Source organism: Glaesserella parasuis (genome assembly GCF_017352235.1).
GTDB classification, from domain to species: Bacteria; Pseudomonadota; Gammaproteobacteria; order Enterobacterales; family Pasteurellaceae; genus Glaesserella; species Glaesserella parasuis.
Window position 1 is genome coordinate 186,292 of sequence record NZ_CP071487.1, and the last position, 26,865, is coordinate 213,156.

Below are 26,865 nucleotides of genomic sequence, written 5' to 3' on the forward strand. Positions count from 1 at the left end.
CATAACCATCATTAAATAAGTAAGATAAATTAGGGAAAAATTGAATTAAACGGAATAATGTGAAATAAAAAATGAAAAGGCATTACACATAGAGAAATAAAAAACTCAGCCGAGAGCCTCTCCCACAATTTGTGTAAATACCTGTTTCTGAGATAATACATTCAGACACAGGTATTTTATTATGAACGAAAAACAACTTCACGCCTTGGAAGCGGAATTTGCCAAAAACCTAAAAACACCGGAAGACCTCAATCAATTTTCACGGATGCTCAAGAAAATCACCGTCGAGGCTGCGTTAAATGGTGAACTGACCGACCATCTTGGTTATCTAAAACGAAGATTCAGCTTTGCATTGTGCATTTAGTGCGTAACAGCTTGAAATTCGTTTCGTGGAAAGATTACAAAGCCGTCACCGCAGATTTAAAGCAGGTTTATCAAGCCCCGACGGAAGCACAGGCTCGCGAAAATCTGACCGCACTTTCGCAAAAATGGCAGGCAAAATACCCGCTTGTGGCGAAAGGCTGGGAAGATAACTGGGCAAATATTGCCACATTTTTTGATTATCCGGCTGATATTCGTAAAGCGATTTATACCACGAATGCCGTGGAATCGCTTAATAGCGTGATTCGTCGCGTGATTAAAAAACGAAATGTATTCCCGACGGATGATTCAGTTTTCAAAGTGATTTGGCTTGCGATTAAAGATGCATCAAAAAAATGGACAATGCCGATTCAGAACTGGAAACTGGCGATGAATCGATTTATGATTGATTTTGGTGATCGCTTAGACGATCACCGTTAAGTTGAAATGGGTGTTTACACAGAATTTGGGATAGGGTCCTACCTGGGTTTGCTGCGGCTGTTGCCGAATCCGCTTTAGCTGGTACATTCTTATTGTTGTACGCAGTCACATTAACCTGAGTATTATCCATCACCTCAAAGGCTTTTAACGTGATTTCACCTGTTTCAGGATTAATCTCTGCCACAGTAGATGGGACATCATACTGCTCAGTCACTTTAACTTTCTGACCGTCAGCACCATCTTGTTCCACTTCTCTCGTTAATTTTTCAAAAGACCATTTGCCAGTTTGGGTATTTTTCGTCGCAACTAATTTACCATCCGCTACTTGAGTTGAAGCGTCTGCTGTTGGCTTATCTTCACTATTTTCAGCTTTCTCTTTCACATAGCTTACTTCAAGACGGACATTATCTGTGTCTGCTGGTGTAGTGGTTTGCCCTGGCTTAATGATTAAGCCGCCAACATTTGCATCTACGCCTTGTGTAATGGTTGGTTTATCTGTTGTATCCGGTGTTGTATCCGTTTTTGGCGGTTTCACTGGTTCACCAGAACCCGATGTTGCACCATTGCCATCCTTGGTTTCAACATAGATACCATTATTCTCTCCTACCTTTTCCGCAGGAACCGTAACTTTACCCGTGTTAGGATCTACCACCATTCCATCTGGTAAGCCTTGACCTGTCCATTGACCATCTTCACCCTTCACAACCTTACCAATAGATTGTGCTTCACCTTCACCCTCAAGCGGTTTTTTGAAGATTTCATACTCCTTAGTATCACCACCAGGAATGATCGTGCCATCAGGCGTTACTGTTGCAGGATCTGCCGTAGGCGTTGGATCTGCCTTAACTGGCTGTTCTGCAGGCGGTTCACTACGGTTAGATTTTGCATCAATACCTACGGCGGTAACGTTGCTATTCTCTTTTAAGCCTGATTTATCAAGGGTTAATTCGCCTGTTTCTGGGTTCAGTTTAACTTTCACGCCATTGATAAGCATGGTATTTGGATCACCATCATTATCTTCAGTAAGATTTTGTTGGTTCTCACTGAATTTCCAGACTTTAACCTTAGCCGTTTGCGTGGCTTGACCATCTTCTGCGGTAAAGGAAATATCTTTTTCTGCCTGCTCAATGGTAACTGTCGTTTTCTCGTTGTTAGCGCTGTCTTTCTTCTCAAAAGACACTTCCAACTTAGTATTATCACCATGAGGACGAGCGACCATATCACCATTACTGAGCTGTTCAAGAGAAGGTTTATCTGCAACAACGTCTTGATCTTGACGGAGATCGCTGCCTACGGTAATTGATGTATTAGAGGTGACTCGATCTGGTTGACCATTTGCCCCTTGTGTTTTTTCAACCGCATCTTTACCTTCTGCTGGCAATCCTAACGCATTGTAGCCTTTGGCAGTCACAGGGGAGTCATCCTTAACCGCATTTGCGTTAAGGGTAATCTTGCCTGTGTTCGGATCAATAGTTGCAATACCAGCATCTTTAGCAGAAACAAGTCCAACACCCTGTGGATTGCTAGGGTTTTCGCCGTTGTCTGCCAGTGCTGTTTGTGCTTGTTGTAACTTCTCATAATCTGCTTTGGTTGCAGCAAAGAGTTCCCAAACACCATTAACTTTCTGAGCCACTAACACCATATCTATATCTTCATTGACTGATGCACCATCCTGAGATTTCACTGTTGGGATAGGCTGATTATTGGTGTTGGTTGAATCTCCCAGCATCGCTGTCGGAGTCATGGTGTAGCCTTTGAAGGACACAACAACTTTCTCATTATCCCCTTGCGGTTCAATGATTGCAGTACCTTGTTGATAGGTATTACCCTTACCTTTCACCAAATGAGGTGCATCAGCTTCTTTCGGTGTAGTATCATCTACCAACGCCTTAATCTTGGCTTCCTGTACGGTTGTCAATCTAGTGCTGTTTTCTGTTGTATCACTAGTTTCATAAGGTTTGTTTGATGCTACTGATTCATTTCCAACAGTCTTATAACCAATCGCTTCTGCTTCCGAACCATCCTTCACTTTCGGACCTTTAACAATTACAGTACCGTCTTCTTTGATGATATAGTCGTCCTTAGCAGGTTTTTTATCTGCATCAGTCGGATGTGTTTCATCCAACACCCACTTACCTTGCTCAAGATCTTTCTTCACAGCAATTTCTTTATCCTGACCGCTATTATCCTTATACTTCACAACCATTCTGTCGTTATCACCACCCGGTTTCGCTACGATGTCGCCGGAGTTTGGTTGGTCGTTTTGAACGCCGTTAACTGCCTCTGTTCTGCCCGCAGTGATTGTCGGTACGTCTGTGCGAACTTTGCTGTATTCAGGCTCATTGGCTGTTGCGTCTGTAGGTCCTTTGTTCAGTTCTTTAGTTTCTGCAGCGTTTTGTTTGTACTGTGGCAACAAATTTATCCCCAACGGCTAATGGAGTTGCTGTAGATTCGCTAATATCAAACTTGAACTTACCGCTTGTTACCGTTGTTTCTGCAATTGGTTGTCCGTTAGTTTGACCTTCTTTGTAGAGGTAAACTTTGGTTCCATCTGCTTCTGTGCTTGTTCCTTCAATGATGACACGCTCAGGATCTTTGTCTGCCGTTGTTGATGTATCAATCGCCTTGATTGAGGTAATCACTGGCTTATCTGATTTCACATCAAACGGAGCATCTTTCTTGCTGGTTTCACTTTCTGCAGATGTGCGTCCTGCTACATCGGTCGTGGTTGCACTGACAGATATTTTATCTGCTACTTTGTCTTCAGGAATCGTTACACTGACTTTGCCACTTTGATCAGTGGTTGGGGTGAGTTTAAGTGAATCTTTTTCATCTTGAACCCAGTTTCCGCCAGTATAGGTGTAAGTCAATGTTGTCGGTGTACCCGCTGTTCCATTTTCAAGCTCTGGGGTGTAGTTGATGGTGACTTTATCCCTTTCAACAATTGGCTTTTCCCCTGTTGCTGCTGGGAATTCGATCTTCACATAACCCTCATTATATGAAGGTGGTGCAGAATGCATTGTTTTATAAGGGATATTGGTAGAGATGTGGTGTTTTATTTATTGTATTTTCTTTTGCTATAATACGGTTTCCCATGTTTTTTTGAAGTGGTTTAATTCATGTTAAATTTTGAAAATTTACCTTCTCTTCTTACAGGAAAGAGCAGACAGCATTTGGTTGCCTTACCAAACAAATTATCTGATCAGCATGCATTACAATCTGAAGTAGTAAAAGCATTTTTGCATTTACAAGATGCCGCACTGAAAGCAGGTTTTAATTTACAACCTGCAAGTACTTATCGGGATTTTGAACGACAAAAATGGATTTGGAATACAAAATTCAATGGTGAAAATAAAGTTCATGATGATCATGGTAAAGCTATCATATTAACTGGATTAGATGATTGGGACAAATGTCAAGCTATCCTGCGTTGGTCCGCAGTGCCAGGGGCTAGCCGTCACCATTGGGGAACAGAAATTGATATTTTTGATCCTACTTTACTTCCTGAAGGAAAAAAGCTCATGTTGGAACCGTGGGAATATCAGACAGGAGGCTATTTTCAACATTTAACGAATTGGTTATTAGTCAATGCCGAACGTTTTGGTTTTTATTTCCCTTTTATGGAAGCTAATAATAAGTTTATTGGTCTAGAACCATGGCATATGAGCTATTTCCCTATTTCGGAACAATATGAGCGATTACTGTCCCCAGAGATGTTGCAAATGGCTTGGCAAGGCGAGAATATCGCTGGTGTAAATAGTTTGAATGAGCATATTTCTGAGTTATTTGAATATTACATTTTGTAAATGTCCCTTTCTGCTTTTTTATTACTTAAAGATAATTTTCAAGATCAATCACCTTATCACAACTCCGTTCAATCAAAAACGGATCGTGGCTGACGATAATTAATCCGCAGTTTCTCGCTCGGCATTGTTCAATCAGCAATTTGATCGTTTCTTGTTGGGTGATCGGATCTAAACGAGAAGTCACTTCATCGGCAAACAGTAGCACGGGTTCAAGCAGTAAAGCTCGCAAAATTGCAACCCGTTGCAACTCGCCACCCGATACGTTATCGGCGTTGCGTTGCAGAATGTCAGGCGACAGTGTGAGCTGTGTTAATAACGCTGGAATTTGTGAACGGTCGAGATGATGATGTTCGATCACATCGTCCAATAGTTGTTGCAAGCTCACATTTGGTGCAAAGGCTTCGGGCGGATCTTGATACAATTTCAGCACTTGATGTTTTTTATGGCTGTGGCTATGCCAAATCACTTCGCCCGATTGCGGTTTGAGTAGCCCGCAAAGCACATCAGCAAGGGTGCTTTTGCCTATGCCACTGTATCCGACAATGCCTAAAATTTCGCCTTGGTGTAAATCGAAGGAAAGCTGTTTGAACAGCGTTCTTGTTCCCCGTGCGACCGTTAAATTTTTGACAGAAACAAGCGGTGTTTTTGACGTAGAATGTTGCAAATCAGCCAAAGGTTGCCAATGTTGCGGATCTGCACCGATTAAGGCTTGAGTATAAGGATCTTGCGGTTGGCTCAGCAGTTGTTCCGCTTCGCCTTGTTCGATCAATTTGCCTTTTTTCATTACGAAAATATAGCCACCGAGAGCGGTCGCCACTTCAATATCGTGAGTGATCGTCAGCAAGCTACCGCCTGTTTCATATGCTTGTTTCAGCAAGTTAATCACTTCCGCTTTGCTATTCGGATCAAGTCCTTTGGTGGGCTCATCGGCAAGCAGAATTTTCCCCCCTGATGCGGTCGCTATCGCAAAGGAAGCTCTCTGTGCCATACCACCTGAAAGTTGGTGTGGATAGCGTTGTTGAGCTTGAGATAAACCCAGTTGAGTTAAAGAAATCTCGCTCGCCTTTTCCGCATTCTTTTGGCTTAACCCAGCGACAAAACGAAAACTTTCCCACAGTTGTCGGCTAATTCGCATCAGTGGATTTAATGAACGGCGTGGCTCTTGGGGTAGCATCACTAAGGTTTTGCCCCAAAGAGATTGCAAGCGGTCGGATTGCCCGTTTATTTTGCAATTTTCCACCACAATCTCACCGCTTGCGGTTAAGCCTTGCGGTAATGCCCCCATAATTGCTTGAATTAATAGGCTTTTTCCTGAGCCTGTTTCGCCTAAAATGGTAATATTTTTGCCACGTTCAAGACAAAAGCTGATCGGCTCGACCAGTTCAATGCCATCGAGTGTTTGAACAGTGACGTTGGTTATTTTGAGTAATGACACGGTGTTTTCTCTACTATATTTCAATGGATTTTACATTAACCTTCGTACTATGCTACGTTTGATTCTTCCCCCACTTGTGGGGGAAGGTGCCCGAAGGGCGGATGGGGGCTATTTACATTTAGCTTTATTCCCCTTTTCCCCCATCCCCCTCGCTGTCGCTTGGGGACTTCCCCCATAAATGGGGGAAGTATTTTGATAGAGAAGGAAATATGCACGATAGTTAATGTTCAAATTTACTTCACCTTCCCTGCCAACAACTGCAAGCTAAATACCAATAGGAACACAGCAATTACAGGTTGCAGGAAAATCAGTGGGGCTTGATAGTAATAGGGGAACAGCTCTGTCATCATCAGCCCTAATTCAGCCGTAGGCGGTCGCAATCCTACGCTGACAAAGCCGAGTGTCGCAAGAGCTAAAATCGCATTACCGATTGAAAATGCGGTTAATGTGGCAACCATCGGCAATAAACGGGGAAATAGGTGACGTTTAATGCAATAAAACCAAGGCATTCCCATCAAACGAGAAGATTGCAGTTCTGAGCTGGACGCAAGGGTACTGGTGATCGCCCTGATAACACGGAAAAATTCAACCCAAATCACTAAGGCAATGCCTAAATAGAGTGTCCAAAATGAACCAGGGGAGAGCGAAGCAAACAACAAAATCAGCAATAAGCCCGGTAATGCCATCACCAAATCGCAGATAAAGCTAAACAGACGATCTAACCAACCGCCAAATAATCCAGCCAGAATACCGAATAACAAGCCTGCCACCAATGCACAAGTGACGCTAAACAGCGATAAACCAAATGAAAGTCGAATGGCAGAGGCAAGACGGGCAAACATATCTCGCCCTAAATGATCGGTGCCAAACCAACTTTCTGCGTCAGGGCTTGCCAACATATTGCTGAGATCTTGGAAACCAACATCCATCGGGTAGAAATAAGGTTGTAAAAATGCAGTGGCGAGTAACAGTAGCAGTAACAAGGCTCCGCAACGTTGTCCAACGGTTAATTTCATACGGTTCCCCCTTCACGAATACGCGGATCAATCCACGCATTAAGTAGATCGGCGAGCATATTGAGTACCACAAATAATCCCCCCATCACTAATGCCGTACCTTGTATCATCGGCACATCTCGTGCAATGATGGCGTGAACTAAGGCGTGTCCGCTTCCCGGCCAAGCAAAAAGACTTTCGACAATCACCACCCCTTCAATCAGGTAAACCAGTTGTACGCTATGATAAGCAATCACTGGCACGGCGATATTCGGGATCCCGTGTCGCACAAAGGTCTGCCAACGACTTAAACCTTTGAGTTGAGCAAATTGATAGTAATCGGATTGCATTACTTGCACCATAGCTTGACGTGTCACACGTACCGAAACTGCACTTAACCCTATTGCTAAGGTGAGAGCAGGCAAGACAAAATGTAATGCCGTGCCGTATCCACCTGCAGGTAGCCATTTCAACTGAACGGAAAAGAGCGTAATCAACCCAATCGCAATGATAAAAGCAGGTACGGCACGAAATAGACTGCTTAAGACTAAGGTCAAGCGGTCAAATACGCCGTTTGGTTTACGTGCCGATAATACGCCTAAGGTGGGGCCGATAAGCAAGGCTAACAGTAAGGCTACCACGGCTAGACTAAAAGTATGCGCGAATTGATGTTCAATTTTGTGCCAAACGCTGTCGCCTGTGACTAACGATTTACCTAAGTTAAACTGCACTAAATCCGCTAACCAACTGCCGTAGGTTTGCCACCAAGGTTGATCCAACCCAAGTTCTGCTCGCACCATTTCTGCTGCGGCGGCATCGGTTTGATCATAACCGTAGCGACTTGCCGCAATACGATATGCCATATCGCCCGACAGTTGCCGAGTTAAAATAAAAGTCAAAGTCCCGACTGACCAAATCACCAAAAGGATTTGGGATAGTCGTCTGAATAAAATAGAAAGCACGGGGATCCTGTTTTATAAAAATTTGTAGGAAATTCCCCCCTTTGAAAAAGGGGGGCTAGGGGGGATTTTTAATCAATCAGTGTGAGAATTTGCATTTTAAAATCCCCCTTAATCCCCCTTTTTCAAAGGGGGAAATTAATTAGGTTTATTTTGTTAGTAACTCCAAAAAGAACCGTCTTTCAAAAGGATCTAAAGTCACATTTTTCACATCTTTATGCGCCACCACATTTTGCTGATAGTACACCACAGGAATAATCGGCAGTTCATCGTGAATAATTTGGCTCACCGTCTGTTTTAATGCTTTCGCTTTTTGCGGATCACGTTCTGTTTCAAGCTGAGTTAAGGCGTTGTCTAATGTCGCATTTTGCCAATTCATCACACCCCAATCGCTTCCTGTTTTCGCATAATCCTGCACGATCACGCCAAAAGGATCTAAAGTTTTGCCATAATTTAACGCATAAAGTGCCATCTCTAAACTGCCGTCTTGATGTCCGGCAGGGATTTCACTGAAGTTACCGACAGACACATTCACATCAACGCCAATCTGTTTCCACTGGGCTTGCAAAATCGTCGCAATCATCGGCAATTCAGGGCGATCGGAGAATGTGCGTAGGGTAAAACTAAACGGCTTACCGTCTTTAGTTAGCTTGCCTTCGCTATTAAATTCATAACCGCGAGCGGTCAGATCTGCTTTGATTTTTGCAAGATCAGGTTTTGCTGTTGTCGTATCAATTCGCCATTCCGCAAAGGCTTTCGGCAGAATTTGATCCGCTTCGCCACCTTCGATTTTTAACACATATTCCGCAATTGCTTTGCGATCAATCGCTTCACTTAAGGCTTTACGCACCGCTAAATCATTGAAGAATGGTTTTGCCACGTCCATTTTGAGCTGAATAGTACGAGCAATAGACACACTGGTTAAGTTCAAATTCGGATCGGTTTTCAAACGCTCAACACTGGCGGTATCAAGGTTAAACACTAAGGCAGATTTATCGCTTTGTGCCATCAGCATTCGGGTTTCACTACGGCTACTTGCAAGGTAGTTCGCTTGAGCCAGTTTCGGTTTATTACCCCAATACTGTTCAAAACGCACCGATTCCAATTTTTGTGGTGCTTCAATTTTAGTCGCTTTAAATGCCCCCGTGCCGATCACTTGGGTCACTTCCCCTTTGTCGTTATAGCTTTCAGGGGCAAGAATAATTGCGGTGTAGTGTGTTAAAAAAGATGGAAACGGCACAAAAGATTTGGTTAAGGCAATTTGAATTTCTGTCGGGCTGACCGCTTGAATATCTTTAATAAAGGCTTTTTGCAACATTCCCGGTTTCGCCAATGCAATATTTAGACTGTTTGCCACCGCTTGTGCAGTTAAAGGTTGCCCATTGTGGAAAATCACATTCGGACGGAGTTTAAAAGTCCAAAGGGTCGCATCTTCATTGCTGTTCCACTCGGTAGCCAATCCTGCAACAAGTTCCCCCTGTAAATTCGCTTCTACTAAGGTTTCCGCTAAATTCATACGTTGAAAAATCACCCCTGTCTGGTTCGGATCAAGGCTATTGATTTCCCAAGGGGCAACCACCGTTGCCAGAGCAAGTTCATCATTTTGCTTTGTTTGAGTTGTCGGTTCAGTCGGCTTTGCCGTTTCTGTTGCTGTGGCTTTATCACCTTGAAAATAGTGAACCGCCAACGCTGCAACACCACCGACTAAAAATAGAGCAAGAAATTTTTTCATTGTTATATCCCTTAAAATAATAATGGTTTTCAAAAAGGCGTGTATTGTGCCATAAATTCCATAAAAAAATAGTGGGATGTTAAAAAATTTATCACCGAAGAGTGTGCCCGTAGAGGGATTAGATAGTAACTAAGACTATCTGTTCAGGATCGATATGTATCCATACCTGTTGATTTTCTTGGAGCGGTTGAGCTTTTTTGACCGTTGCGTAACATTCCGTTCCATTTGCGTTTAATGCAATTTCTTTATATTCCCCTTTGTCGTAAATTGCTTCGACTTTGGCTGCTAGGCTGTTTGGGCGTTGTGGGTGTTCGGGGTGAATTTCAATCCACGGCGCTTTGACCATTAACATTACTTCTTTCCCTTGTGTCAGTTTGAGCCGTGCTGCACTTTGAGCTGTAATGGAAGCGGTGAGATCTTGCGGAAATTCTGCAATGTGAATATCAACGTAGCAATGAACATCTTCTTCTCTCAATTGGGTGACAGTGCCAAAAAATTGGTTTCTGGCACTGCTTTGTAGGGAGAATTTGGCTGTTGCAGTGAGTAAGCTATCTAGGGGGATGCTTTCATCTTGAAGGATCGCAAAGGCTTTTGCTTGGGTCTGTTCAAGTAAATCGTAGAGCTGAAGTAACCGCTCGGCATAAGGGGTTAGGGCAGTGCCGCCGCCGTGTTTGCCTCCTGTGTTGCGTTCGAGAAGTGGTTTAGGGCTGATGTTGTTCATCGCCTCAAGATGATCCCAAGCACTTTTGTAGCTGACTTTGGCGTTTTTTGCCGCTTGGTTTATTGAGCCACATTCTTGAATGGCTTTGAGTAGGGTAATTCGTTTGGGATCGACAAAAAGCTGTTGTTTTAGTTTGATGGTTAATAGGATTTCGTTGTTTAACATAGGCTGCCTTTTTGCAAAATAGAACGCTGAAATTATCTACTTTCTTGTATTAAAAGGAAATGTAATTTTTATCTTTGTATTTATTTTACAATTCGTTATATAATTGTTTATATATTGTTAATCCACTCTCATAAGGATCATTTATGAAAAAAACGTTTGTAAAATTAGCTTTAGCGTCAGCATTGGCTTTGGGTGCAACTTCTGCGTTTGCTGAAAATATTACGGTATTTGCGGCGGCGTCTATGACAAATGTGTTGCAGCAAATTGGTGATGAGTATAAAAAAACTTATCCAGAGGATAGTTTGACCTTTTCTTTTGCTGGGTCTTCAACTTTAGCAAAACAGATTGAGCAAGATGCTCCTGCAGATTTGTTTGTGTCTGCGGATCAAAAATGGATGGATTATGTGGCTGAGAAGCTACCTGCCAAAACAAAAAATGTGACAACGTTGGTTGAAAATGAGTTGGTGTTGATTGCGCCTGCAGACAGTAAAATTAAAGTGGCATCTATTAAGGATATTAACTTTAAAAAGGTGATCGGAGATAGCTATTTGGCGGTGGGCGATGATAATGTGCCTGTTGGTCGCTATGCGAAGAAAGCGTTGGAACATTTAGGCGTTTGGGCTGATGTTGAGCCTCGTTTGTCTAAGGCAAAAGATGTGCGAGCGGTGCTTTCTTATATTGAGCGTGGTGAGTTGCCGTTGGGGATTGTGTATTCAACCGATGCGAAAGTGAGTGATAAGGTGAAAGTTGTCGCGGTTTTCCCTCAAGAGAGTTATGGCAAGGTGGTTTATCCTGCGGCAACCTTAAGCGATAAGCCTGAAGCAAAACGTTTCTTAGACTTTTTAGCGACACCAAAAGCGAAAGAGGCTTTTGCGAAAGCTGGGTTTAAGGCAGTTAGATAGCCTTCGGATTTGACCTGCTATTAGTGAGATGAGTTTATATTCCCTCCTACTATAGCGTTTATCTTTGATATTCCATCCATCCTTTTTCTTTATCTTCCCCCGCTTAGGGGGAAAATAAAGAAATCGTCAAACATAATTATATCGAGTGAAAATAGATTCACTATTTCCTTTTCTGGGCTTCATTTTCCATTTGTTCTACACATAAGTGAAGAATTTGATCCGCACCTTCTTGGATATATTTATCGTGACGCACTTTATTGGCTTGAATATCTAACATTGCATCATAGATACCCTGTGTAATGCTTGGTGTTTGAACCATTGTCCAGCAGGTTGGGCTTAGACGATTAAAATTATTTTGTAGATCGGCAGCATAAAGTACGCCGCTATAATAAGCATACACGTTATGATCTAACATTCGATTTAACAGGCTTGCCCGAATTTGTTCTATCGGGTGCTTGACTTTCTTGTTAAACCAATCATCAACCCCACGGATAAAAGATGTAATATCATAACTTTCATTCACGCGATCTGCATAAGTTTGCTCTACTGCACCATAAGCAATCGCATAGGATTTTTGATCGATTTGGGATTCGGGTAAACGCTTCCAACCGTTTGTATTAGTGCTACAAGCTGTTACCAATATCAATGTAAAAATGACAGCAACTCGTTTGTATAAAGATTTCATCATTTACTCCTTATCTCTCTGTACTAAAAAAGTGTTACAATTCTAACAAATTATTTTACGGATTACTCTAAACATTTTAAGGTTGAATTATGAAACAATATCTTGATCTCTGCCAACGTATTGTCGAACAAGGGAAGTGGGTTGAAAATGAACGTACGGGTAAGCATTGTTTAACCGTGATTAACGCCGATTTAACCTATGATGTGGCAAAGGGGGAATTTCCCCTTGTGACTACACGCAAAAGTTTTTGGAAAGCTGCGATTGCGGAATTACTCGGTTATATCCGTGGTTATGATAATGCCGCAGATTTCCGTCAGCTTGGCACAAAATCGTGGGACGCAAATGCCAATGAAAATGCAGCTTGGCTGACAAACCCACATCGCAAAGGCGAAGATGATATGGGGCTGGTTTATGGTGCGGTCGGACGAAACTTCCCGAAAGTTGGCGGTGGTAGCGTCGATTTATTGCGTCAAATTGTCGATGATCTGAAACGTGGCGTAGATAATCGTGGCGAGATTTATACGTTCTATCACCCTGGGGCTTTCCATATGGGCTGCCTACGCCCGTGTTTACACAGCCACCATTTTTCATTGCTGGATGGCACGCTTTATTTGAACAGTACCCAACGCTCTGCCGATGTGCCACTTGGTTTAAACTGGAATATGATCCAATGTTACACTTTTCTTGCGTTAATGGCACAAATTACAGGACACCAAGCAGGACAAGCATTCCATAAAATTGTGAATGCTCATATTTATGAAGATCAGCTGGAATTAATGCGAGATGTGCAACTGAAACGCACGCCATTTAAAGCTCCAACACTCAAAATCAACCCCGATATTAAATCCCTAGAAGATTTAGAAACTTGGGTAACCTTGGCGGATTTTGAAGTCGAGAGCTACGAATATCATCCGAGTATTCAGTATCCGTTTTCTGTGTAGTTGGAAAAATTTTTGCTATCTTCAGACTTTATTATTTCTCTTTATATAAATGATTGGAAGGTAGGATATTTGAAAAAGTGTGCAATAATTTCCTAAAAAATCATCGAACAATAGAAAATCGCTGATTTGTGTTTGACAAGCATATAAAAATCTCTAAAATACGCCGCAACGAATATGTTGTGTTAAGCAATGCTGCGGGAATAGCTCAGTTGGTAGAGCACGACCTTGCCAAGGTCGGGGTCGCGAGTTCGAGCCTCGTTTCCCGCTCCATTTTTTTGTTATGCCCGAGTGGCGGAATCGGTAGACGCAAGGGATTTAAAATCCCTCGCCTTTCGAGGCGTGCCAGTTCAAGTCTGGCCTCGGGCACCATTTTTATTCATCATGTTTGCGGGAATAGCTCAGTTGGTAGAGCACGACCTTGCCAAGGTCGGGGTCGCGAGTTCGAGCCTCGTTTCCCGCTCCATTTTTTCGTTATGCCCGAGTGGCGGAATCGGTAGACGCAAGGGATTTAAAATCCCTCGCCTTTCGAGGCGTGCCAGTTCAAGTCTGGCCTCGGGCACCATTTTTATTCATCATATTTGCGGGAATAGCTCAGTTGGTAGAGCACGACCTTGCCAAGGTCGGGGTCGCGAGTTCGAGCCTCGTTTCCCGCTCCATGATAAAAACTGCATCTATCACCCATCTTCTTTTCTAGATCTAGATAAAAAGTTTTTTCTATTCCATTATTTACTCTTTTTCCTTTCTATTTAGAAAATCTTTGCAATATCTTTAAGATAATATTAAATTCAACTTGATTATAGTTTGGCGTGATTTCTATAAATGCGATATTAGCTTTGCGACAAGCCTCCCTTTTTATTGCATCTCTTTCCGCTGCATTATGTTGATAATGAGCGTGCCCTTGATATTCGATGACTGCAATAGGATTGCTTTGTTTATCTGTGATAAGAAAATCAACCCTTTTGTGATTAATTTTTGCATAGGCTTCATCCTGTTCCGCTTTGATAAACTCCCCCATGGCGACTTGAGAAAATAGAAGAAAATGTGAATCAAGGTTGTGTGATTTTAGATAATTTAATAAAAGATAGAATAAACGATGTTCACTTTTGTTCATTAATGGGACTTTATGGTAACTCGACTTAGCAACTATTGCTAAGTTGGAACTATGTGTAAAGCCTTTTGGGAATATCGGAGTATCAATAGTAGCTCTCCTAGATAATGTCGTTCTTTTCCGGCTATTAGATATGGTTATTCCAAAAGCAAAGATGAGTATGGCACTAGCAATAATGAGTAATAGCTGACTGTGTTCAAATAAATAGGTAAGAGACATTGCGTACTCCATTTGTAAATATAAAGTTGTCATAAAGTAAAAAAATTTTGTGATTGCTGCAATTGGATTCTTTTAATTTTTCGACAGAGATCGAAAAATTTATTTTTTTCTCATGGCAAACGTTTGCGTAAGTCGATATAATTATTCTATTCTTTGTTTAGATATTGGAACTTTGTTATGCAAATCAGCCTAAAAAAAATCTATTCTGGTAAAGTTCGTGATCTCTACGAAATTGATGATAAACGCATGTTAATGGTCGCAACCGACCGCTTGTCTGCTTTTGATGTCATCTTAGATGATCCAATCCCTCGTAAAGGGGAAATCCTGACGCAAATTTCTAATTTTTGGTTCAATAAATTAGCCCATATTATGCCGAACCATTTTACGGGAGATTCTGTTTTTGACGTGCTACCACGAGCAGAAGCAGAAGCTATTCAACATCGTGCCGTTGTTTGTAAGCGGTTAGTCCCAGTAAAAATTGAATCTATTGTGCGTGGCTATTTGACGGGTAGTGGTTTAAAAGATTATCAAAAAACAGGGACTATTTGTGGTTTGGCATTGCCCGAAGGTTTGGTTGAAGCAAGCAAGTTACCTGAGCCAATTTTTACCCCTTCAAGTAAAGCGGAAGTTGGCGACCACGATATTAATATCAGCTACGCTGAATGTGAGCGTCAGATTGGGGTAGAGCTAGCGGCAAAAGTACGAGATGCAGCCATAGCACTTTATAAAGAAGCGGCAGATTATGCTTTAACTAAAGGGATCATTATTTGTGATACTAAATTTGAATTTGGTTTAGATGAAAATGGCGTATTAACATTGATGGACGAAGTTTTGACCCCTGACTCTAGCCGTTTTTGGTCAGTTGAAACCTATCAAGAAGGAAGTAATCCCCCGTCTTTTGATAAACAGTTTATTCGTGATTGGTTAGAGCAGAGTGGTTGGAACAAACAGGCTCCAGCCCCTAGTGTGCCTGCTGATGTGATTGAAAAAACTGTGGCGAAGTATCAAGAGGCTTTGGAACTCTTGACTCAATAGGCTGTGTAAGCGGTGAAATCATTGCAAAAATTTCAATATTATGTAGCAATTGCATAAACATTTAATTTTTTGTAGGGGCGGGGAAAACCTTACCCCTACATAAATTTTCTTAATATAGATCATCGTAAATTTACTTGATCTTTTCTTTTTAAAGCGTATCATACGTCCTCTTTTTTCACTTGGGTTCCCTCACCCCAAACAACCAAACTTATATAAAAAGGAACAATATGAACGTATTTGATTACTTTTCTGACGAGCAGAAGCGTCGCTCGTTGCTATTACTTTCTCTTTTTCACATATTTATCATCACAATCAGTAACTATTTAGTACAGATTGCGTTTGAAATTCCAATCCCTTTTACTCAAACGACGATCCCAACAACTTGGGGGACTTTTACCTTTCCGTTTATCTTTTTAGCAACGGATTTAACGGTTCGTGTATTTGGTGCGTCACTTGCTAGAAAAATTATTTTAGCGGTAATGTTGCCAGCATTGATCGTTAGCTATGTGATCTCGGTGATTTTCTTTGAGGGGCAATTTCAGGGAGTAGCTACATTGGCGGAGTTCAATCTATTTGTTTTCCGTATTGCATTAGCAAGTTTTGCAGGTTATGTGGTGGGTCAATTAATGGATATTTTTGTCTTTAACCGCTTGCGTCAAGGCAAAACGTGGTGGCTTGCCCCTGCAAGCTCAACGATTTTCGGTAGTTTAATTGATACATTTGTGTTCTTTGCAGTGGCATTTTATAAAAGTAGTGATGAATATATGGCGGAACACTGGTTTACTATTGGAGCAGTTGATTATGCATTCAAATTGTTTGTCAGTCTGTTGCTCTTTTTACCGCTCTATGGCCTAGTACTTAATTTTTTAATTAAAAAATTAAATTTAAAACGCTTTAATTAAGTAGGCTTCTTCCCATCCTTTTGGATGGGAAGAAAATACCTCCTTACTTGTTTGGCGCTTGCCCCAATATTCTCGTCAATAATTCCCAATAAATTTCAACAGCAGGAATATGCACTTTTTCATCTGGAGAATGGGCATTACGGATTGTTGGGCCAATAGAAACCACATCAATGTTTGGATAGACTTTCTTAATCAAGCCACACTCTAGGCCTGCGTGAATCACTTTAATTTGAGATTCATAGCCCAGTATTTCATCATAAATCGCTTTGGTAAGTGGCGTAATGGCGGATGTTGGGTCTGGTTCCCAACCTGGATAACCACCAGAGAAAGTGGCTATTGCACCGACCAGTTCTGCCAATGAAGTTAAACGAGAACGTACGTCTGCTTTGCCGTTTTCAATTAATGAACGCACTAAAATATTCGCTTTTACCCCTTGTTCATCGCTAGTCAAAATGCCAATGCTCAATGAAGTTTCTACCACATTTTCGACCACATCGCTATTGCGAATTACGCCGTTTGGTAGCACGTTGAGGAACTGAATGACTTTCTCACTGCTCTCTTTGGCAAAAATCTGTGACGGCTTGGCAACCTTTTCCACAATAAAATGTAAATTAGGTTCGGCAAAAGCTAACTCACGTTGCAATGCCTGTTCAAACTGACGCAAATAAGCGGTCAGATTGTCTTGATCTTTTGCATTAAAGCCAATGGAAACGACCGCTTCTCTAGGAATTGCATTACGCACGGAGCCACCACGAATTGCACCGATTTGAAAATCAAAATGCGATTTTAACTCAGCCAACGTACGAGCCATTAATTTAATGGCATTAGCTCTTGTGGTATGAATATCACAGCCTGAATGTCCGCCATTTAAGCCTTTTAGACTTATCTGTAAGGTTGTATCAAAAGGATTTTGTTCATAGTTCACAGGCAAGATTAAGGTCGCATCTTCGCCACCTGCACAACCAATGTAAATTTCACCGTTATCTTCGGTATCCGTATTAATCAAAATATCCGCTTTCAGCCAATTTGGACGTAAGCCTAAAACCCCTTCCATACCAGCCTCTTCTGTCATTGTGAGCAAGGCTTCGATTTCAGGGTGAACAAGATCATCAGCGTCTAACACCGCCAAACAAGAGGCTAAACCGATCCCGTTATCCGCCCCAAGTGTCGTGCCTTTTGCCTTGACCCATTCGCCGTCAATATAAGGTTGAATAGGATCTTTTTTGAAATCGTGCAATGTTCCTTCATTTGCTTGTGGCACCATATCTAAATGGGCTTGCAATGCCACCGTTTTACGATCTTCCATTCCTTTTGTTGCAGGTTTGCGAATTAAAACATTGCCAGCTTCATCACGTTCTACAAAAAGCTGTTTCTGCTTTGCCCAGTTCACAATAAATTGAGCGATTTCTTCTTCGTGATAAGAGGGGTGTGGAATGGCACAGATTTGATCAAACCATTTCCATAATAAGTGAGGTTTAAGTGTTTGAATTTCTGACATATCGATTTCCTATAAACAATAATAGCGGTGAGTTTCCTGTAAAATTTTGCAAAATTCATTCGGATAAATACGTTTATTGTAAAATTTGCCTTGAAATGATAGCACGAAAGTTGTTTTCAGGTTATCATTTCGCAATTTTTTTATTCGGTGGCATCGCCACCGCTTTTTTTAGGTGAACTTATGAGTGAGAAATACACAAATGAAAAATATGTCGTGACGTGGGATATGTTTCATATGCACGCACGCAAATTAGCTGAACGTCTTTTACCTGCATCACAATGGAAAGGCATTATTGCTGTCAGTCGTGGTGGTTTATTCCCTGCTGCTGTATTGGCTCGTGAATTAAGTATTCGCCACGTCGAAACTGTGTGTATCGCAAGTTACGACCACGATCATCAAGGTGAATTAAAAGTGTTACACGCTGCACAAGTGGCAAATGGTGGTGAAGGTTTTATCGTTGTTGATGATTTAGTGGATACAGGGAATACTGCTCGTGCTATTCGTGAAATGTACCCGAATGCAAAATTTGTCACCGTGTTTGCTAAACCAATGGGGGCAGAGTTAGTAGATGATTATGTGGTTGATATTCCACAAGAAACGTGGATTGAGCAACCTTGGGATTTAGGTATTACCTTTATTCCACCCCTTGCGAAAAAATAAAATTCAGTGTTAGGGACGCTTTTGCGTCCTTAATTTTTTACTCTATCATTTACATAAATAATCGTAGGGACACACGCAGTGTGTCCCTACATTCAAGACCATTGTGAGAACAACACTAAATAAATTATGAGCTTAGGAAATTTATATATCATCTCAGCCCCAAGCGGTGCAGGAAAATCATCATTAATCAATGCGTTACTTTCGGATCTTCCTCGTTCACAAGTACAACTTTCCATTTCCCACACCACACGCAATCCACGTCCAGGTGAAGAACACGGCGTACATTATTACTTCACGCAACACGATGAATTTAAACGCCTGATTGAACAAGGACATTTCTTAGAATGGGCGGAAGTTTTTGGTAACTATTACGGCACATCATTGCCAATGATTGAACGTAGCCTTGAGCAAGGGATTGATGTGTTCCTTGATATTGACTGGCAAGGGGCAAGACAAATTCGTGAAAAAGTGCCAAATGTCAAAACTATTTTCATTCTACCACCGTCAAAAGCAGAATTAGAAAAACGTTTAATTGGTCGTGGGCAAGATTCGGCAGAAACCATTGCAAAACGAATGAGTGAAGCGGTTTCTGAAATGAGCCACTACAATGAATTTGATTATGTGATTGTAAATGATGATTTCCAAACAGCATTATCCGAATTAAAAAGCATTTTAACCGCAGAGCGTTTAAAACAAGCGGTGCAGGCAGAACGCTATCAGTTCTTGATAGCATCACTATTGTCTGAAGTATAGAATGGGAGAACATATAGGAGTTTAATTATAGCTCCTATCATTTTCCTAATGCTTATAGATCATTCACAATATCCAACGCATCACTTAATTTCTTCACGGTAAAGACTTCCATTCCCTTAATTGCTTTTTTCGGAGCGTTGCCGTGAGGAATGATCGCGCGTTTAAAGCCGTGTTTTGTTGCTTCACTAATTCGCTCTTGTCCGCTTGGCACAGGGCGGATTTCCCCTGCTAAACCAACTTCGCCAAAGACCACCAAATCTTGCGGTAAAGGACGGTTGCGAAAGCTCGAAATTAATGCCAGCAATAAAGCTAGGTCGGCACTGGTTTCCGTGACTTTTACCCCACCGACCACATTCACAAACACATCTTGATCAGACATTTGCAAGCCACCGTGTCGATGTAACACCGCAAGTAACAGCGATAAACGGTTCTGTTCTAGCCCCACCGCAACACGGCGAGGGTTGGCAAGCATTGAGTGATCGACCAATGCCTGAATTTCTACCAACAACGGACGAGTGCCTTCCCACAATACCATCACCGAGCTGCCTGAAGTCTGTTCTTCACTGCGACTTAAAAAGATCGCCGAAGGGTTCTTCACTTCTTTTAAGCCCTGCTCTGTCATTGCAAATACACCCAGTTCGTTCACTGCACCAAAACGGTTTTTCTGGCTGCGTAAGGTACGATAACGAGAGTCCGCCTCCCCTTCCAATAACAGCGAAGCGTCAATGGCGTGTTCTAGCACTTTAGGGCCTGCTAAAGTTCCATCTTTCGTAACGTGGCCGACCATAATAATCGCCACTTGACGTGTTTTGGCATAACGTGTCAAAAACGCCGCACATTCACGCACTTGAGCCACACTGCCTGGGGAAGATTGAATATCCGAAAGGTGCATCACTTGAATAGAGTCAATCACCATCAGCTTTGGTTTTTCCTGATCGGCAAGATTACAAATATGTTCGACCGAAGTTTCAGATAACATTTTCAGATTATCAGTCGGCAAGCCCAAACGGTTAGCTCGCATTGCCACCTGTTGTAACGACTCTTCTCCAGTCACATAAAGGGTTGGCACACTTTGCGACAAACCGCACATCACTTGCAAGAGCAAGGTGCTTTTCCCTGCCCCTGGGTGTCCGCCGATCAAAATCGCACTGCCGGGTACAATACCGCCCCCCAGCACACGGTCTAGTTCATAAAAAACACTGCTAAAACGTGGCACTTCCTGCAAATCAATGTCAGACAATCGCTGAATTTTGCCTGTCGTTTCCCCTGCATAGCCACTCAAGCGGTCACTTTTGCTCTCTTTTGCCGAAATTAGTCGAACTTCGCTAATGGTGTTCCACGCTAAACACGCCTTACATTGCCCCATCCAACGAGCATATTCCGCGCCACAATCACTACATACATAAGCGGTTTTTGGTGCTTTTGCCATTTTATCTTTCACTCTCAAATCAAAAATTTGCCCTATTTTAGCAAAAATACTGTGTAAATGCACAGGGAGAAAAAACGATTTTTTCGATCTACGTCGAAAAAATAAATGTTGCTCGTCGCATTTTTTATAAAAAGTGGCAGAGTAAATAGGGCGTAAATCCTACGCATTCATTTTAGAAGGACAATTTATGAAAAAAATCAGGTTAATTCGACCGCTTGCAAAAGCCTTTACCTTAATTGAGTTAATGATCGTGATCGCCATCATTGCCATTTTAGCAACAATAGCAATCCCGTCTTACACCAGTTACACCCAAAAGGCAGCTCTCTCTGAGTTATTAAGTGCTTCCGCATCTTATAAATCCGATGTGGAAATTTGTATTTATAACGTAGGGGATAAAAAAATCTCGGAATGTAGTTCAGGTAAAAATGGCGTTCGAGCGGATAAATCCGATGTCCCTGACGCGAAATACCTTAAATCTATTTCCGTCGCTTCGGGGGTAATCACCGTGGCAGGTAAAGGCAATATTGATGGCTACGGCTACACAATGACTCCGAAATTCGCTAATAACAACATCACTTGGGCAACAAGCTGTCAAGGGGCTGACATTAGTTTGTTCCCTGAGAATTTCTGTAGGCAATAATCAAAAATACTTCTCCCCTGAGTAGGGGAAGTATGTAAATGATGTCTTTGGGTTGTACTGCCCCCATCCCCCTCGCCAGCCCCCATCCCCCTCGCTGCGCTCGGGGACTTCCCCCATAAATGGGGGAAGAATTTGTGGGGAAGAGTTTATGGAGAAAAGATTTATTTTAAATCTTCCCCCGCCTGCGGAGGAAGTCCCCGAGCGCAGCGAGGGGGATGGGGGCTGGCAGGGGAATGGAAGCTCAAGGAAATAATACATTCAAAGGAAACTATATGAAAAAATATAGAAAAAGTGAAACTGAAAATTTATCAAAATATAAAAAACAGCTTCGTAAAAATATGACATTTGAAGAAGTTTTGTTATGGCAAAAAATTAGAAATAAACAATTATCTGATTTTAAAATTAGAAGACAAGTTGTAATAGGTCAATATATTGTTGATTTTGTGTGTTTATCGCAAAAATTAATTATTGAAATTGATGGTTCACAACATTTTGAACCCGAAGCACAAAAATATGATGAACAAAGAACAGCGTATTTTAAGACATTAGGATTTAGAGTATTACGATTTACAAATGCTGAAATAAAAAAGGGATTAGACGAGGTATTAGATTGTATTTATGTTCATTTGCAGACATAAGTCTTTATTGGCTTCATATTGCTCCTATTTTGCCTCGTTTTGTTCCCATCTCCTCGCCAGCCCCCATCCCCCTCACTGCGCTCGGGGACTTCCCCCATAAATGGGGGAAGAATTTGTGGGGAAGAGTTTATGGAGAAAAGATTTGTTTTAAATCTTCCCCCGCTTGCGGGGGAAGTCCCCGAGCGCAGTGAGGGGGATGGGGGCTTGCGAGGGGGGATGGGGGTCTGCGAGGAAGATTGGGGTATACAAAAATAATGGAGGCATTGCTAAAAAATAAACCCAAAAGATGAGAGAGAATTACAAAGTTTTCCATTAAATAAAATATGAAAATAACTTAACCAAAGGATCTACTATGTCCCAATACACTATCTGCGAACAACAAACCGAACGCATTTTTGATATATCGCCTAGCCGTTGGCAAAAAAATTGCGAGGAGAAACAGCTTTTATTGCGTTACCTTGCCGTTCCTGTGCAAGAAACTGAGCATAAATTATGGCTTGCCGTTGATGATGAAAACAATCTCACCGCTTGCGAAATCTTTGCTTTTATGACCCATAAGCAGATTGAGCCAGTGGTGATTGCTTCTGATGAACTGAAATACTTGCTTAACGCTCTCTCGCCTGAACAACAGCCCATTTATGAAGAGAGCGAGCTGGCTTTTGTTGAACAGGAGCAAGAACAGCTCAACCTAAACGATCCGATTATTCAACTGCTAGATAATCTCTTTAAATTTTGTCTAGCTCAGAATGCGTCCGACATTCATATTGAGCCACGCAAGCAAAAATTGATTATCCGCTTACGCATTGACGGCGTTTTGCACCTGTATAAAAGCCTATCTATTCAGCTGGCAAGCCGACTAATTTCACGGATAAAACTACTGGCAAAGCTAGATATTAGCGAATTACGCCAGCCACAAGACGGGCAATTTAGTTTTACCACCGCCCTTGCGGATACCCTTGATTTTCGGGTGTCTAGCCTGCCGACGATCTACGGTGAAAAACTGGTATTACGCTTACAAAAAAACAAGCCGACCAGTTTTGATTTTCTACAACTTGGCTTTAATCCACAACAGCAAACCACACTGCTCAACGCTCTGAAACAACCACAGGGGCTGATTTTAGTGACCGGACCAACGGGCAGTGGCAAAAGCATCACTCTGTACAGTGCCTTAAACTATCTTAACCAAATGGATAAACATATTCTCACCGCCGAAGATCCGGTGGAAATCGAGATTGACGGCTTAATTCAAACCCAAGTTAATCGCAGTATTCAACTGGATTTTAGCCAGCTGTTACGCACCTTTCTACGCCAAGATCCTGACATCATTATGTTAGGCGAAATTCGAGATGAAGAGAGTGCCAAAATGGCGTTACGAGCAAGCCAGACGGGGCATTTAGTCCTTTCGACCTTGCATACCAACGACGCACTCTCTGCGGTCGAACGCTTGTTGCAACTGGGTATTCAAGAGTATGAAATCCAAAATTCACTACTGTTAGTGATTGCACAACGCCTTGTGCGTAAGCTCTGTAAAAAGTGTCGTGGAGTAGGCTGTGACGAGTGCTATCAAGGCTATAGAGGGCGGATCGGGGTTTACCAATGTTTAAGCAGAACGGCAAAAAAATTCGATAAACAGACCGCTTACTTGGATTTTTCCAGCCTACGAGAGAGTGCTAAACAGAAAATTGAACAACAACTCACCAATGAAACCGAAGTGGATAGGGTATTAGGTTATGAATAACATTTATGAATTTCAATGGAAAGGACGCAACCGCTTTGGGCAAAAGCAGACAGGGCGACAGCTTGCCGAAAGCCGAGAAGTGCTAGAGAAACGGTTGCAACAAAAAGGATACAGCCAGTTAAGCATTAGCCGACATTTTGCCTTGCCGACTGCACCAAAAAAGGAAGAAATTAATCAATTTATGCAACAGTTAGCCTTATTAATTCAAGCTAAAATCCCCCTAAAACAGAGTTTAGTGATGTTGCTTGAAACCTGCCAAAATCGCACTTTTTACCGTTGGCAACAAGAAACAATCCGCTTGATTGAAGCCGGCTTTGCGTTATCCGTTGCCTTTAAAAAACAGGGAAAATATATTAATCCACAAGAAATCCAATTAATTAAAATGGCAGAAACAAGCGGTAATTTAGGGCTAATTTTAACCAACATTGCACAACGCCGTGAAAAATCGGAAAAATTAGCCAAGAAAATTAAAAAAATTCTCTTTTATCCCGTCTTTATTTTAGCTATTTCAATCACACTCTCTATTTTATTATTGCTTTTTATTGTGCCACAATTTGCAGAACTTTATGGTTCAAAAGGAAAATCACTCCCTCTAATTACCGAAATACTCTTTAGCCTATCCCATTTTCTACAACACTCTATTTTAACGCTAATTATTTTATGTGTATTATGTTTTCTATTAATTCATATTTTAAATAAAAAAACAGATCTTATTAAACGCCTAAAGTTTATTATATTAAGCCATATTCCTATTTTAAAAGGCATTATCCAGTATTCACGCATTATCTTTTTTTGTCAAAATAGCAGTTTAATGCTGGCTTCACATATTCGTTTAGATACTGTACTTCATTCCTTTTTAGCCAATAAAAGCGATGATATTTTATTACAAGGTTCTCTAGCAACTACACTAACTTATTTAAAACAAGGCTATCGTTTAGCCGACAGTTTAGATCCAAAACTCTTTCCTACGGATATGTTACAGATGATTGCCATTGGCGAGCAGAGCGGAAAATTATCGCCAATGTTGCAACAAATCAGCGACGGTTATCAACAGCGGTTAGATTATCAAATTGATATACTTTCCCAATTATTAGAGCCGATGTTAATGGTGTTAATGGGAATTATTGTAGGAACTATTTTAGTCGGGTTATATTTGCCGATTTTTGATATGGGAGCAATGATAGAATGATGTTATTTTTATTGTCGATTTTACTTGCTTATTGGTTTCAAAAGGAAATGCAACATTTTCCAAGGCGAATTAATCAGCAGACTTATCAGGATTATCATTTATTAGTCCAATCGCCGTTAAGTTTGACGGATTTTATCCATAAATCTAGCTTACAGCCTAAATTTACGTTTTTATCCTACAGTTTTTATATTTTATTTCCTATTACGGTTTGGATATTTTACGAGGAAAACTTACCGCTTATTTTTATTCTTATCTGTCTAATATATTTATCTTTATTGGATTATTTATATTATTTAACGGATATTCGCTATGTTTCGATTATTTTTATCTTAGCATTATGGCAACTGCTTTTTTATCATTCCCTTGAGCTAAACTCCCATATTTTTTCACTTTTTATTACTATTCTCTTTTTTAGCTTATTTTCACTGCTTAGTCAGTTAATCTACAAAAAAGAGAGTTTAGGTTTAGGGGATATTCTTCTCTTTATTGCATTATCGCCTTTGTTTACCCTTGAAGAGATGATTTTATTACTGCTTTATGCCTCCTTATTCGGTTTAGTGTTTTATGCCCTCTATTTTTTATTCACCAAACAAAAACTTGCCCGATTACCTTTTATTCCCTTTATTAGCCTTTCGACTTTGTGGGGGATTATTGCTAAAATTTGAATCCTCTTAATTTTCTTCATAAAGAAAAATAGGCATATACCTGTTGTAAGGTTTCAATAATTTAGCAAATACAGTGAAATAAAATGCAAAATCAAATTATCTCTCTTAGTCGATCTCTTATCCAACGTAAATCTATCAGCCCGAATGATGAAGGCTGCCAACAACTGATTGCCGAACGACTACAAGCGGTCAGATTTAAGCTGGAATGGTTGCCTTTTGGCGACACCTTAAATTTATGGGCAACCCACGGCGAAGGCGAACCTTGCCTTGCCTTTGCAGGACATACTGACGTTGTCCCTGAGGGCGATGAAAGCCAATGGACTTATCCGCCGTTTTCCGCTGAAATTGTTGATGATATGCTTTACGGGCGTGGAGCGGCGGATATGAAAGGTTCTTTAGCGGCAATGGTGATCGCTTGTGAAACCTTTGTGAAAAACAACCCGAACCATCAGGGCAAAATTGCCTTACTCATCACTTCTGACGAAGAAGCAGCAGCCAAAGACGGCACGGTGAAAGTGGTGGAAACCCTAATGCAACGCCAAGAGCCGATCCACTATTGCGTAGTGGGTGAGCCGTCCAGCACCAAACAGCTAGGCGATGTGGTGAAAAACGGTCGCCGTGGCTCAATTACCGCCAATCTTTATATTGAAGGCATTCAAGGACACGTTGCCTATCCCCATTTAGCTGAAAACCCCGTTCATACAGCTCTGCCGTTTTTAAGTGAACTGACCGCTTACCAATGGGATAACGGCAACGAATTTTTCCCACCGACAAGCCTGCAAATTGCCAATATCAAAGCTGGCACGGGCAGTAATAATGTGATCCCAGGCGAGCTTTATGTGCAGTTCAATTTACGTTATTGTACCGAAGTAAATGATGAAATCATCAAAACCAAAGTTGCCGAAATGTTGCGAAAATACGGTTTAAAGCATCGAATTGAATGGAATTTGTCAGGAAAACCGTTTTTAGCAGGCAACGGAAAACTGGTGCAAGCCACGATACAAGCGGTCGAAAAGGTGACACAAATTACACCTAAATTAGACACTGGCGGTGGCACATCAGACGGGCGTTTTATTGCCTTAATGGGCGCAGAAGTGGTTGAGTTCGGTCCAATCAACCAAACCATTCATAAAGTGAATGAATGTGTGAATGTGAATGACTTAGGTAAATGTGGAGAAGTTTATTACCAAATTTTGTGTTCGGTTATACCAAATTAGTTAACTTGATTCAGTAGTGGAAAAGTTTCTAG

Annotated in this window: 25 protein-coding genes, 5 tRNA genes and 1 pseudogene; 20 read left to right on the forward strand and 11 right to left on the reverse strand. The window is 41.5% G+C overall.

Translation table 11 applies throughout. The features are described 5' to 3' along the window. The first annotated feature begins 181 nt into the window (after positions 1-181). On the forward strand, positions 182-364 hold the full coding sequence (locus J1G47_RS00970) for a transposase (protein ID WP_020997266.1): 183 nt from the start codon (positions 182-184) through the stop codon (positions 362-364). Continuing rightward, positions 331-801, forward strand: a pseudogene (locus J1G47_RS00975) (IS256 family transposase); the annotation flags it as partial. The gene J1G47_RS00970 and the pseudogene J1G47_RS00975, both read left to right, overlap by 34 nt. Here J1G47_RS00975 and J1G47_RS00980 read toward each other — a convergent pair. Next, positions 761-3,214: a hypothetical protein gene (locus J1G47_RS00980; RefSeq protein WP_207326692.1), complete on the reverse strand. Its 2,454-nt coding sequence runs from the start codon at positions 3,212-3,214 to the stop codon at positions 761-763. The pseudogene J1G47_RS00975 and the gene J1G47_RS00980 sit on opposite strands and share 41 nt — an antisense overlap. Continuing rightward, positions 3,180-3,785, reverse strand: a complete 606-nt coding sequence (locus tag J1G47_RS00985; protein ID WP_207326693.1) for a hypothetical protein — start codon at positions 3,783-3,785, stop codon at positions 3,180-3,182. Before J1G47_RS00985 ends, J1G47_RS00980 begins: the two co-directional genes overlap by 35 nt. Positions 3,786-3,920: 135 nt before the next feature. Between J1G47_RS00985 and J1G47_RS00990 the strand changes: the two genes are divergently transcribed. Continuing rightward, complete coding sequence (locus J1G47_RS00990; protein WP_010787021.1) at positions 3,921-4,607, forward strand: M15 family metallopeptidase; 687 nt, start codon at positions 3,921-3,923, stop codon at positions 4,605-4,607. 25 nt (positions 4,608-4,632) lie between these two features. Here the strand turns inward: J1G47_RS00990 and J1G47_RS00995 are convergent, their stop codons facing one another. The 5 genes from J1G47_RS00995 to J1G47_RS01015 form a co-directional block, all read right to left on the reverse strand. Next, positions 4,633-6,042 (reverse strand): ABC transporter ATP-binding protein, encoded by a 1,410-nt coding sequence (locus J1G47_RS00995; protein WP_207326694.1) that lies wholly within the window; start codon positions 6,040-6,042, stop codon positions 4,633-4,635. Positions 6,043-6,275: 233 nt separating this feature from the next. Then, positions 6,276-7,058 carry an ABC transporter permease gene (locus J1G47_RS01000; protein WP_015939781.1) on the reverse strand — a complete coding sequence of 261 codons (783 nt, stop codon included), beginning with the start codon at positions 7,056-7,058 and terminating at the stop codon, positions 6,276-6,278. Then, complete coding sequence (locus J1G47_RS01005; RefSeq protein ID WP_041603159.1) at positions 7,055-7,999, reverse strand: ABC transporter permease; 945 nt, start codon at positions 7,997-7,999, stop codon at positions 7,055-7,057. The genes J1G47_RS01000 and J1G47_RS01005 overlap by 4 nt, the downstream gene beginning before the upstream one ends. A 145-nt stretch (positions 8,000-8,144) precedes the next feature. Then, complete coding sequence (locus J1G47_RS01010; RefSeq protein WP_021115071.1) at positions 8,145-9,728, reverse strand: ABC transporter substrate-binding protein; 1,584 nt, start codon at positions 9,726-9,728, stop codon at positions 8,145-8,147. A gap of 118 nt (positions 9,729-9,846) precedes the next feature. After that, positions 9,847-10,614: a TOBE domain-containing protein gene (locus J1G47_RS01015; protein WP_010787016.1), complete on the reverse strand. Its 768-nt coding sequence runs from the start codon at positions 10,612-10,614 to the stop codon at positions 9,847-9,849. A 143-nt stretch (positions 10,615-10,757) separates the two neighbouring features. Here J1G47_RS01015 and modA point away from each other — a divergent pair, with 143 nt between their 5' ends. Further along, on the forward strand, positions 10,758-11,516 hold the full coding sequence (modA, locus tag J1G47_RS01020) for a molybdate ABC transporter substrate-binding protein (RefSeq protein ID WP_016528548.1): 759 nt from the start codon (positions 10,758-10,760) through the stop codon (positions 11,514-11,516). Positions 11,517-11,676: 160 nt separating this feature from the next. Here modA and J1G47_RS01025 read toward each other — a convergent pair whose 3' ends face one another. Next, entirely contained in the window at positions 11,677-12,201 is a 525-nt protein-coding gene (locus J1G47_RS01025) for a hypothetical protein (RefSeq protein ID WP_010787014.1), read from the reverse strand. An 89-nt stretch (positions 12,202-12,290) separates the two neighbouring features. On the opposite strand from J1G47_RS01025, the gene J1G47_RS01030 reads away from it, so the two are divergent. From J1G47_RS01030 to J1G47_RS01055, 6 genes are all read left to right on the forward strand, one after another. Further along, positions 12,291-13,142 carry a thymidylate synthase gene (locus J1G47_RS01030; protein ID WP_160414320.1) on the forward strand — a complete coding sequence of 284 codons (852 nt, stop codon included), beginning with the start codon at positions 12,291-12,293 and terminating at the stop codon, positions 13,140-13,142. Positions 13,143-13,336: 194 nt separating this feature from the next. Then, positions 13,337-13,412, forward strand: a tRNA-Gly gene (locus tag J1G47_RS01035). Between the two features lie 12 nt (positions 13,413-13,424). After that, positions 13,425-13,511, forward strand: a tRNA-Leu gene (locus J1G47_RS01040). Between the two features lie 18 nt (positions 13,512-13,529). After that, positions 13,530-13,605 (forward strand) — tRNA-Gly (locus J1G47_RS01045). A 12-nt stretch (positions 13,606-13,617) separates the two neighbouring features. Next, positions 13,618-13,704: transfer RNA gene (locus J1G47_RS01050), tRNA-Leu, on the forward strand. A gap of 18 nt (positions 13,705-13,722) precedes the next feature. Then, a tRNA-Gly gene (locus tag J1G47_RS01055) sits at positions 13,723-13,798 on the forward strand. An 86-nt stretch (positions 13,799-13,884) separates the two neighbouring features. On the opposite strand, the gene J1G47_RS01060 is transcribed toward J1G47_RS01055, so the two are convergent. After that, positions 13,885-14,469 (reverse strand): DUF2726 domain-containing protein, encoded by a 585-nt coding sequence (locus J1G47_RS01060; protein ID WP_005714026.1) that lies wholly within the window; start codon positions 14,467-14,469, stop codon positions 13,885-13,887. 177 nt (positions 14,470-14,646) lie between these two features. Here J1G47_RS01060 and J1G47_RS01065 point away from each other — a divergent pair, with 177 nt between their 5' ends. Further along, on the forward strand, positions 14,647-15,504 hold the full coding sequence (locus J1G47_RS01065) for a phosphoribosylaminoimidazolesuccinocarboxamide synthase (RefSeq protein ID WP_005714024.1): 858 nt from the start codon (positions 14,647-14,649) through the stop codon (positions 15,502-15,504). 227 nt (positions 15,505-15,731) lie between these two features. Beyond that, positions 15,732-16,406 (forward strand): 7-cyano-7-deazaguanine/7-aminomethyl-7-deazaguanine transporter, encoded by a 675-nt coding sequence (locus J1G47_RS01070; RefSeq protein WP_005714023.1) that lies wholly within the window; start codon positions 15,732-15,734, stop codon positions 16,404-16,406. A 43-nt stretch (positions 16,407-16,449) separates the two neighbouring features. Here J1G47_RS01070 and J1G47_RS01075 read toward each other — a convergent pair whose 3' ends face one another. Further along, positions 16,450-17,904: an aminoacyl-histidine dipeptidase gene (locus J1G47_RS01075; protein WP_075605845.1), complete on the reverse strand. Its 1,455-nt coding sequence runs from the start codon at positions 17,902-17,904 to the stop codon at positions 16,450-16,452. Positions 17,905-18,084: 180 nt separating this feature from the next. Between J1G47_RS01075 and gpt the strand changes: the two genes are divergently transcribed. Both gpt and gmk read left to right on the forward strand, forming a co-directional pair. Beyond that, positions 18,085-18,564: a xanthine phosphoribosyltransferase gene (gpt, locus tag J1G47_RS01080; RefSeq protein ID WP_160403664.1), complete on the forward strand. Its 480-nt coding sequence runs from the start codon at positions 18,085-18,087 to the stop codon at positions 18,562-18,564. 126 nt (positions 18,565-18,690) lie between these two features. Next, entirely contained in the window at positions 18,691-19,317 is a 627-nt protein-coding gene (gene gmk, locus J1G47_RS01085; protein WP_010787010.1) for a guanylate kinase, read from the forward strand. A gap of 52 nt (positions 19,318-19,369) precedes the next feature. On the opposite strand, the gene radA is transcribed toward gmk, so the two are convergent. Continuing rightward, positions 19,370-20,746 carry a DNA repair protein RadA gene (radA, locus tag J1G47_RS01090; protein WP_160403706.1) on the reverse strand — a complete coding sequence of 459 codons (1,377 nt, stop codon included), beginning with the start codon at positions 20,744-20,746 and terminating at the stop codon, positions 19,370-19,372. A gap of 187 nt (positions 20,747-20,933) precedes the next feature. Between radA and J1G47_RS01095 the strand changes: the two genes are divergently transcribed. From J1G47_RS01095 to dapE, 6 genes are all read left to right on the forward strand, one after another. Further along, positions 20,934-21,386, forward strand: coding sequence for a pilin (locus tag J1G47_RS01095; RefSeq protein WP_010787008.1), 453 nt, complete (start codon positions 20,934-20,936; stop codon positions 21,384-21,386). A 272-nt stretch (positions 21,387-21,658) separates the two neighbouring features. Then, entirely contained in the window at positions 21,659-22,024 is a 366-nt protein-coding gene (locus J1G47_RS01100) for an endonuclease domain-containing protein (RefSeq protein ID WP_015940027.1), read from the forward strand. A 352-nt stretch (positions 22,025-22,376) separates the two neighbouring features. Further along, positions 22,377-23,762, forward strand: coding sequence for a GspE/PulE family protein (locus J1G47_RS01105; RefSeq protein WP_010787006.1), 1,386 nt, complete (start codon positions 22,377-22,379; stop codon positions 23,760-23,762). Further along, positions 23,755-24,951, forward strand: a complete 1,197-nt coding sequence (locus tag J1G47_RS01110; RefSeq protein WP_005711777.1) for a type II secretion system F family protein — start codon at positions 23,755-23,757, stop codon at positions 24,949-24,951. Before J1G47_RS01105 ends, J1G47_RS01110 begins: the two co-directional genes overlap by 8 nt. Then, positions 24,948-25,616: a prepilin peptidase gene (locus J1G47_RS01115; protein WP_010787005.1), complete on the forward strand. Its 669-nt coding sequence runs from the start codon at positions 24,948-24,950 to the stop codon at positions 25,614-25,616. The genes J1G47_RS01110 and J1G47_RS01115 overlap by 4 nt, the downstream gene beginning before the upstream one ends. Before the next feature lie 83 nt (positions 25,617-25,699). Then, on the forward strand, positions 25,700-26,833 hold the full coding sequence (dapE, locus tag J1G47_RS01120; RefSeq protein WP_207326695.1) for a succinyl-diaminopimelate desuccinylase: 1,134 nt from the start codon (positions 25,700-25,702) through the stop codon (positions 26,831-26,833). Positions 26,834-26,865: the final 32 nt, after the last annotated feature.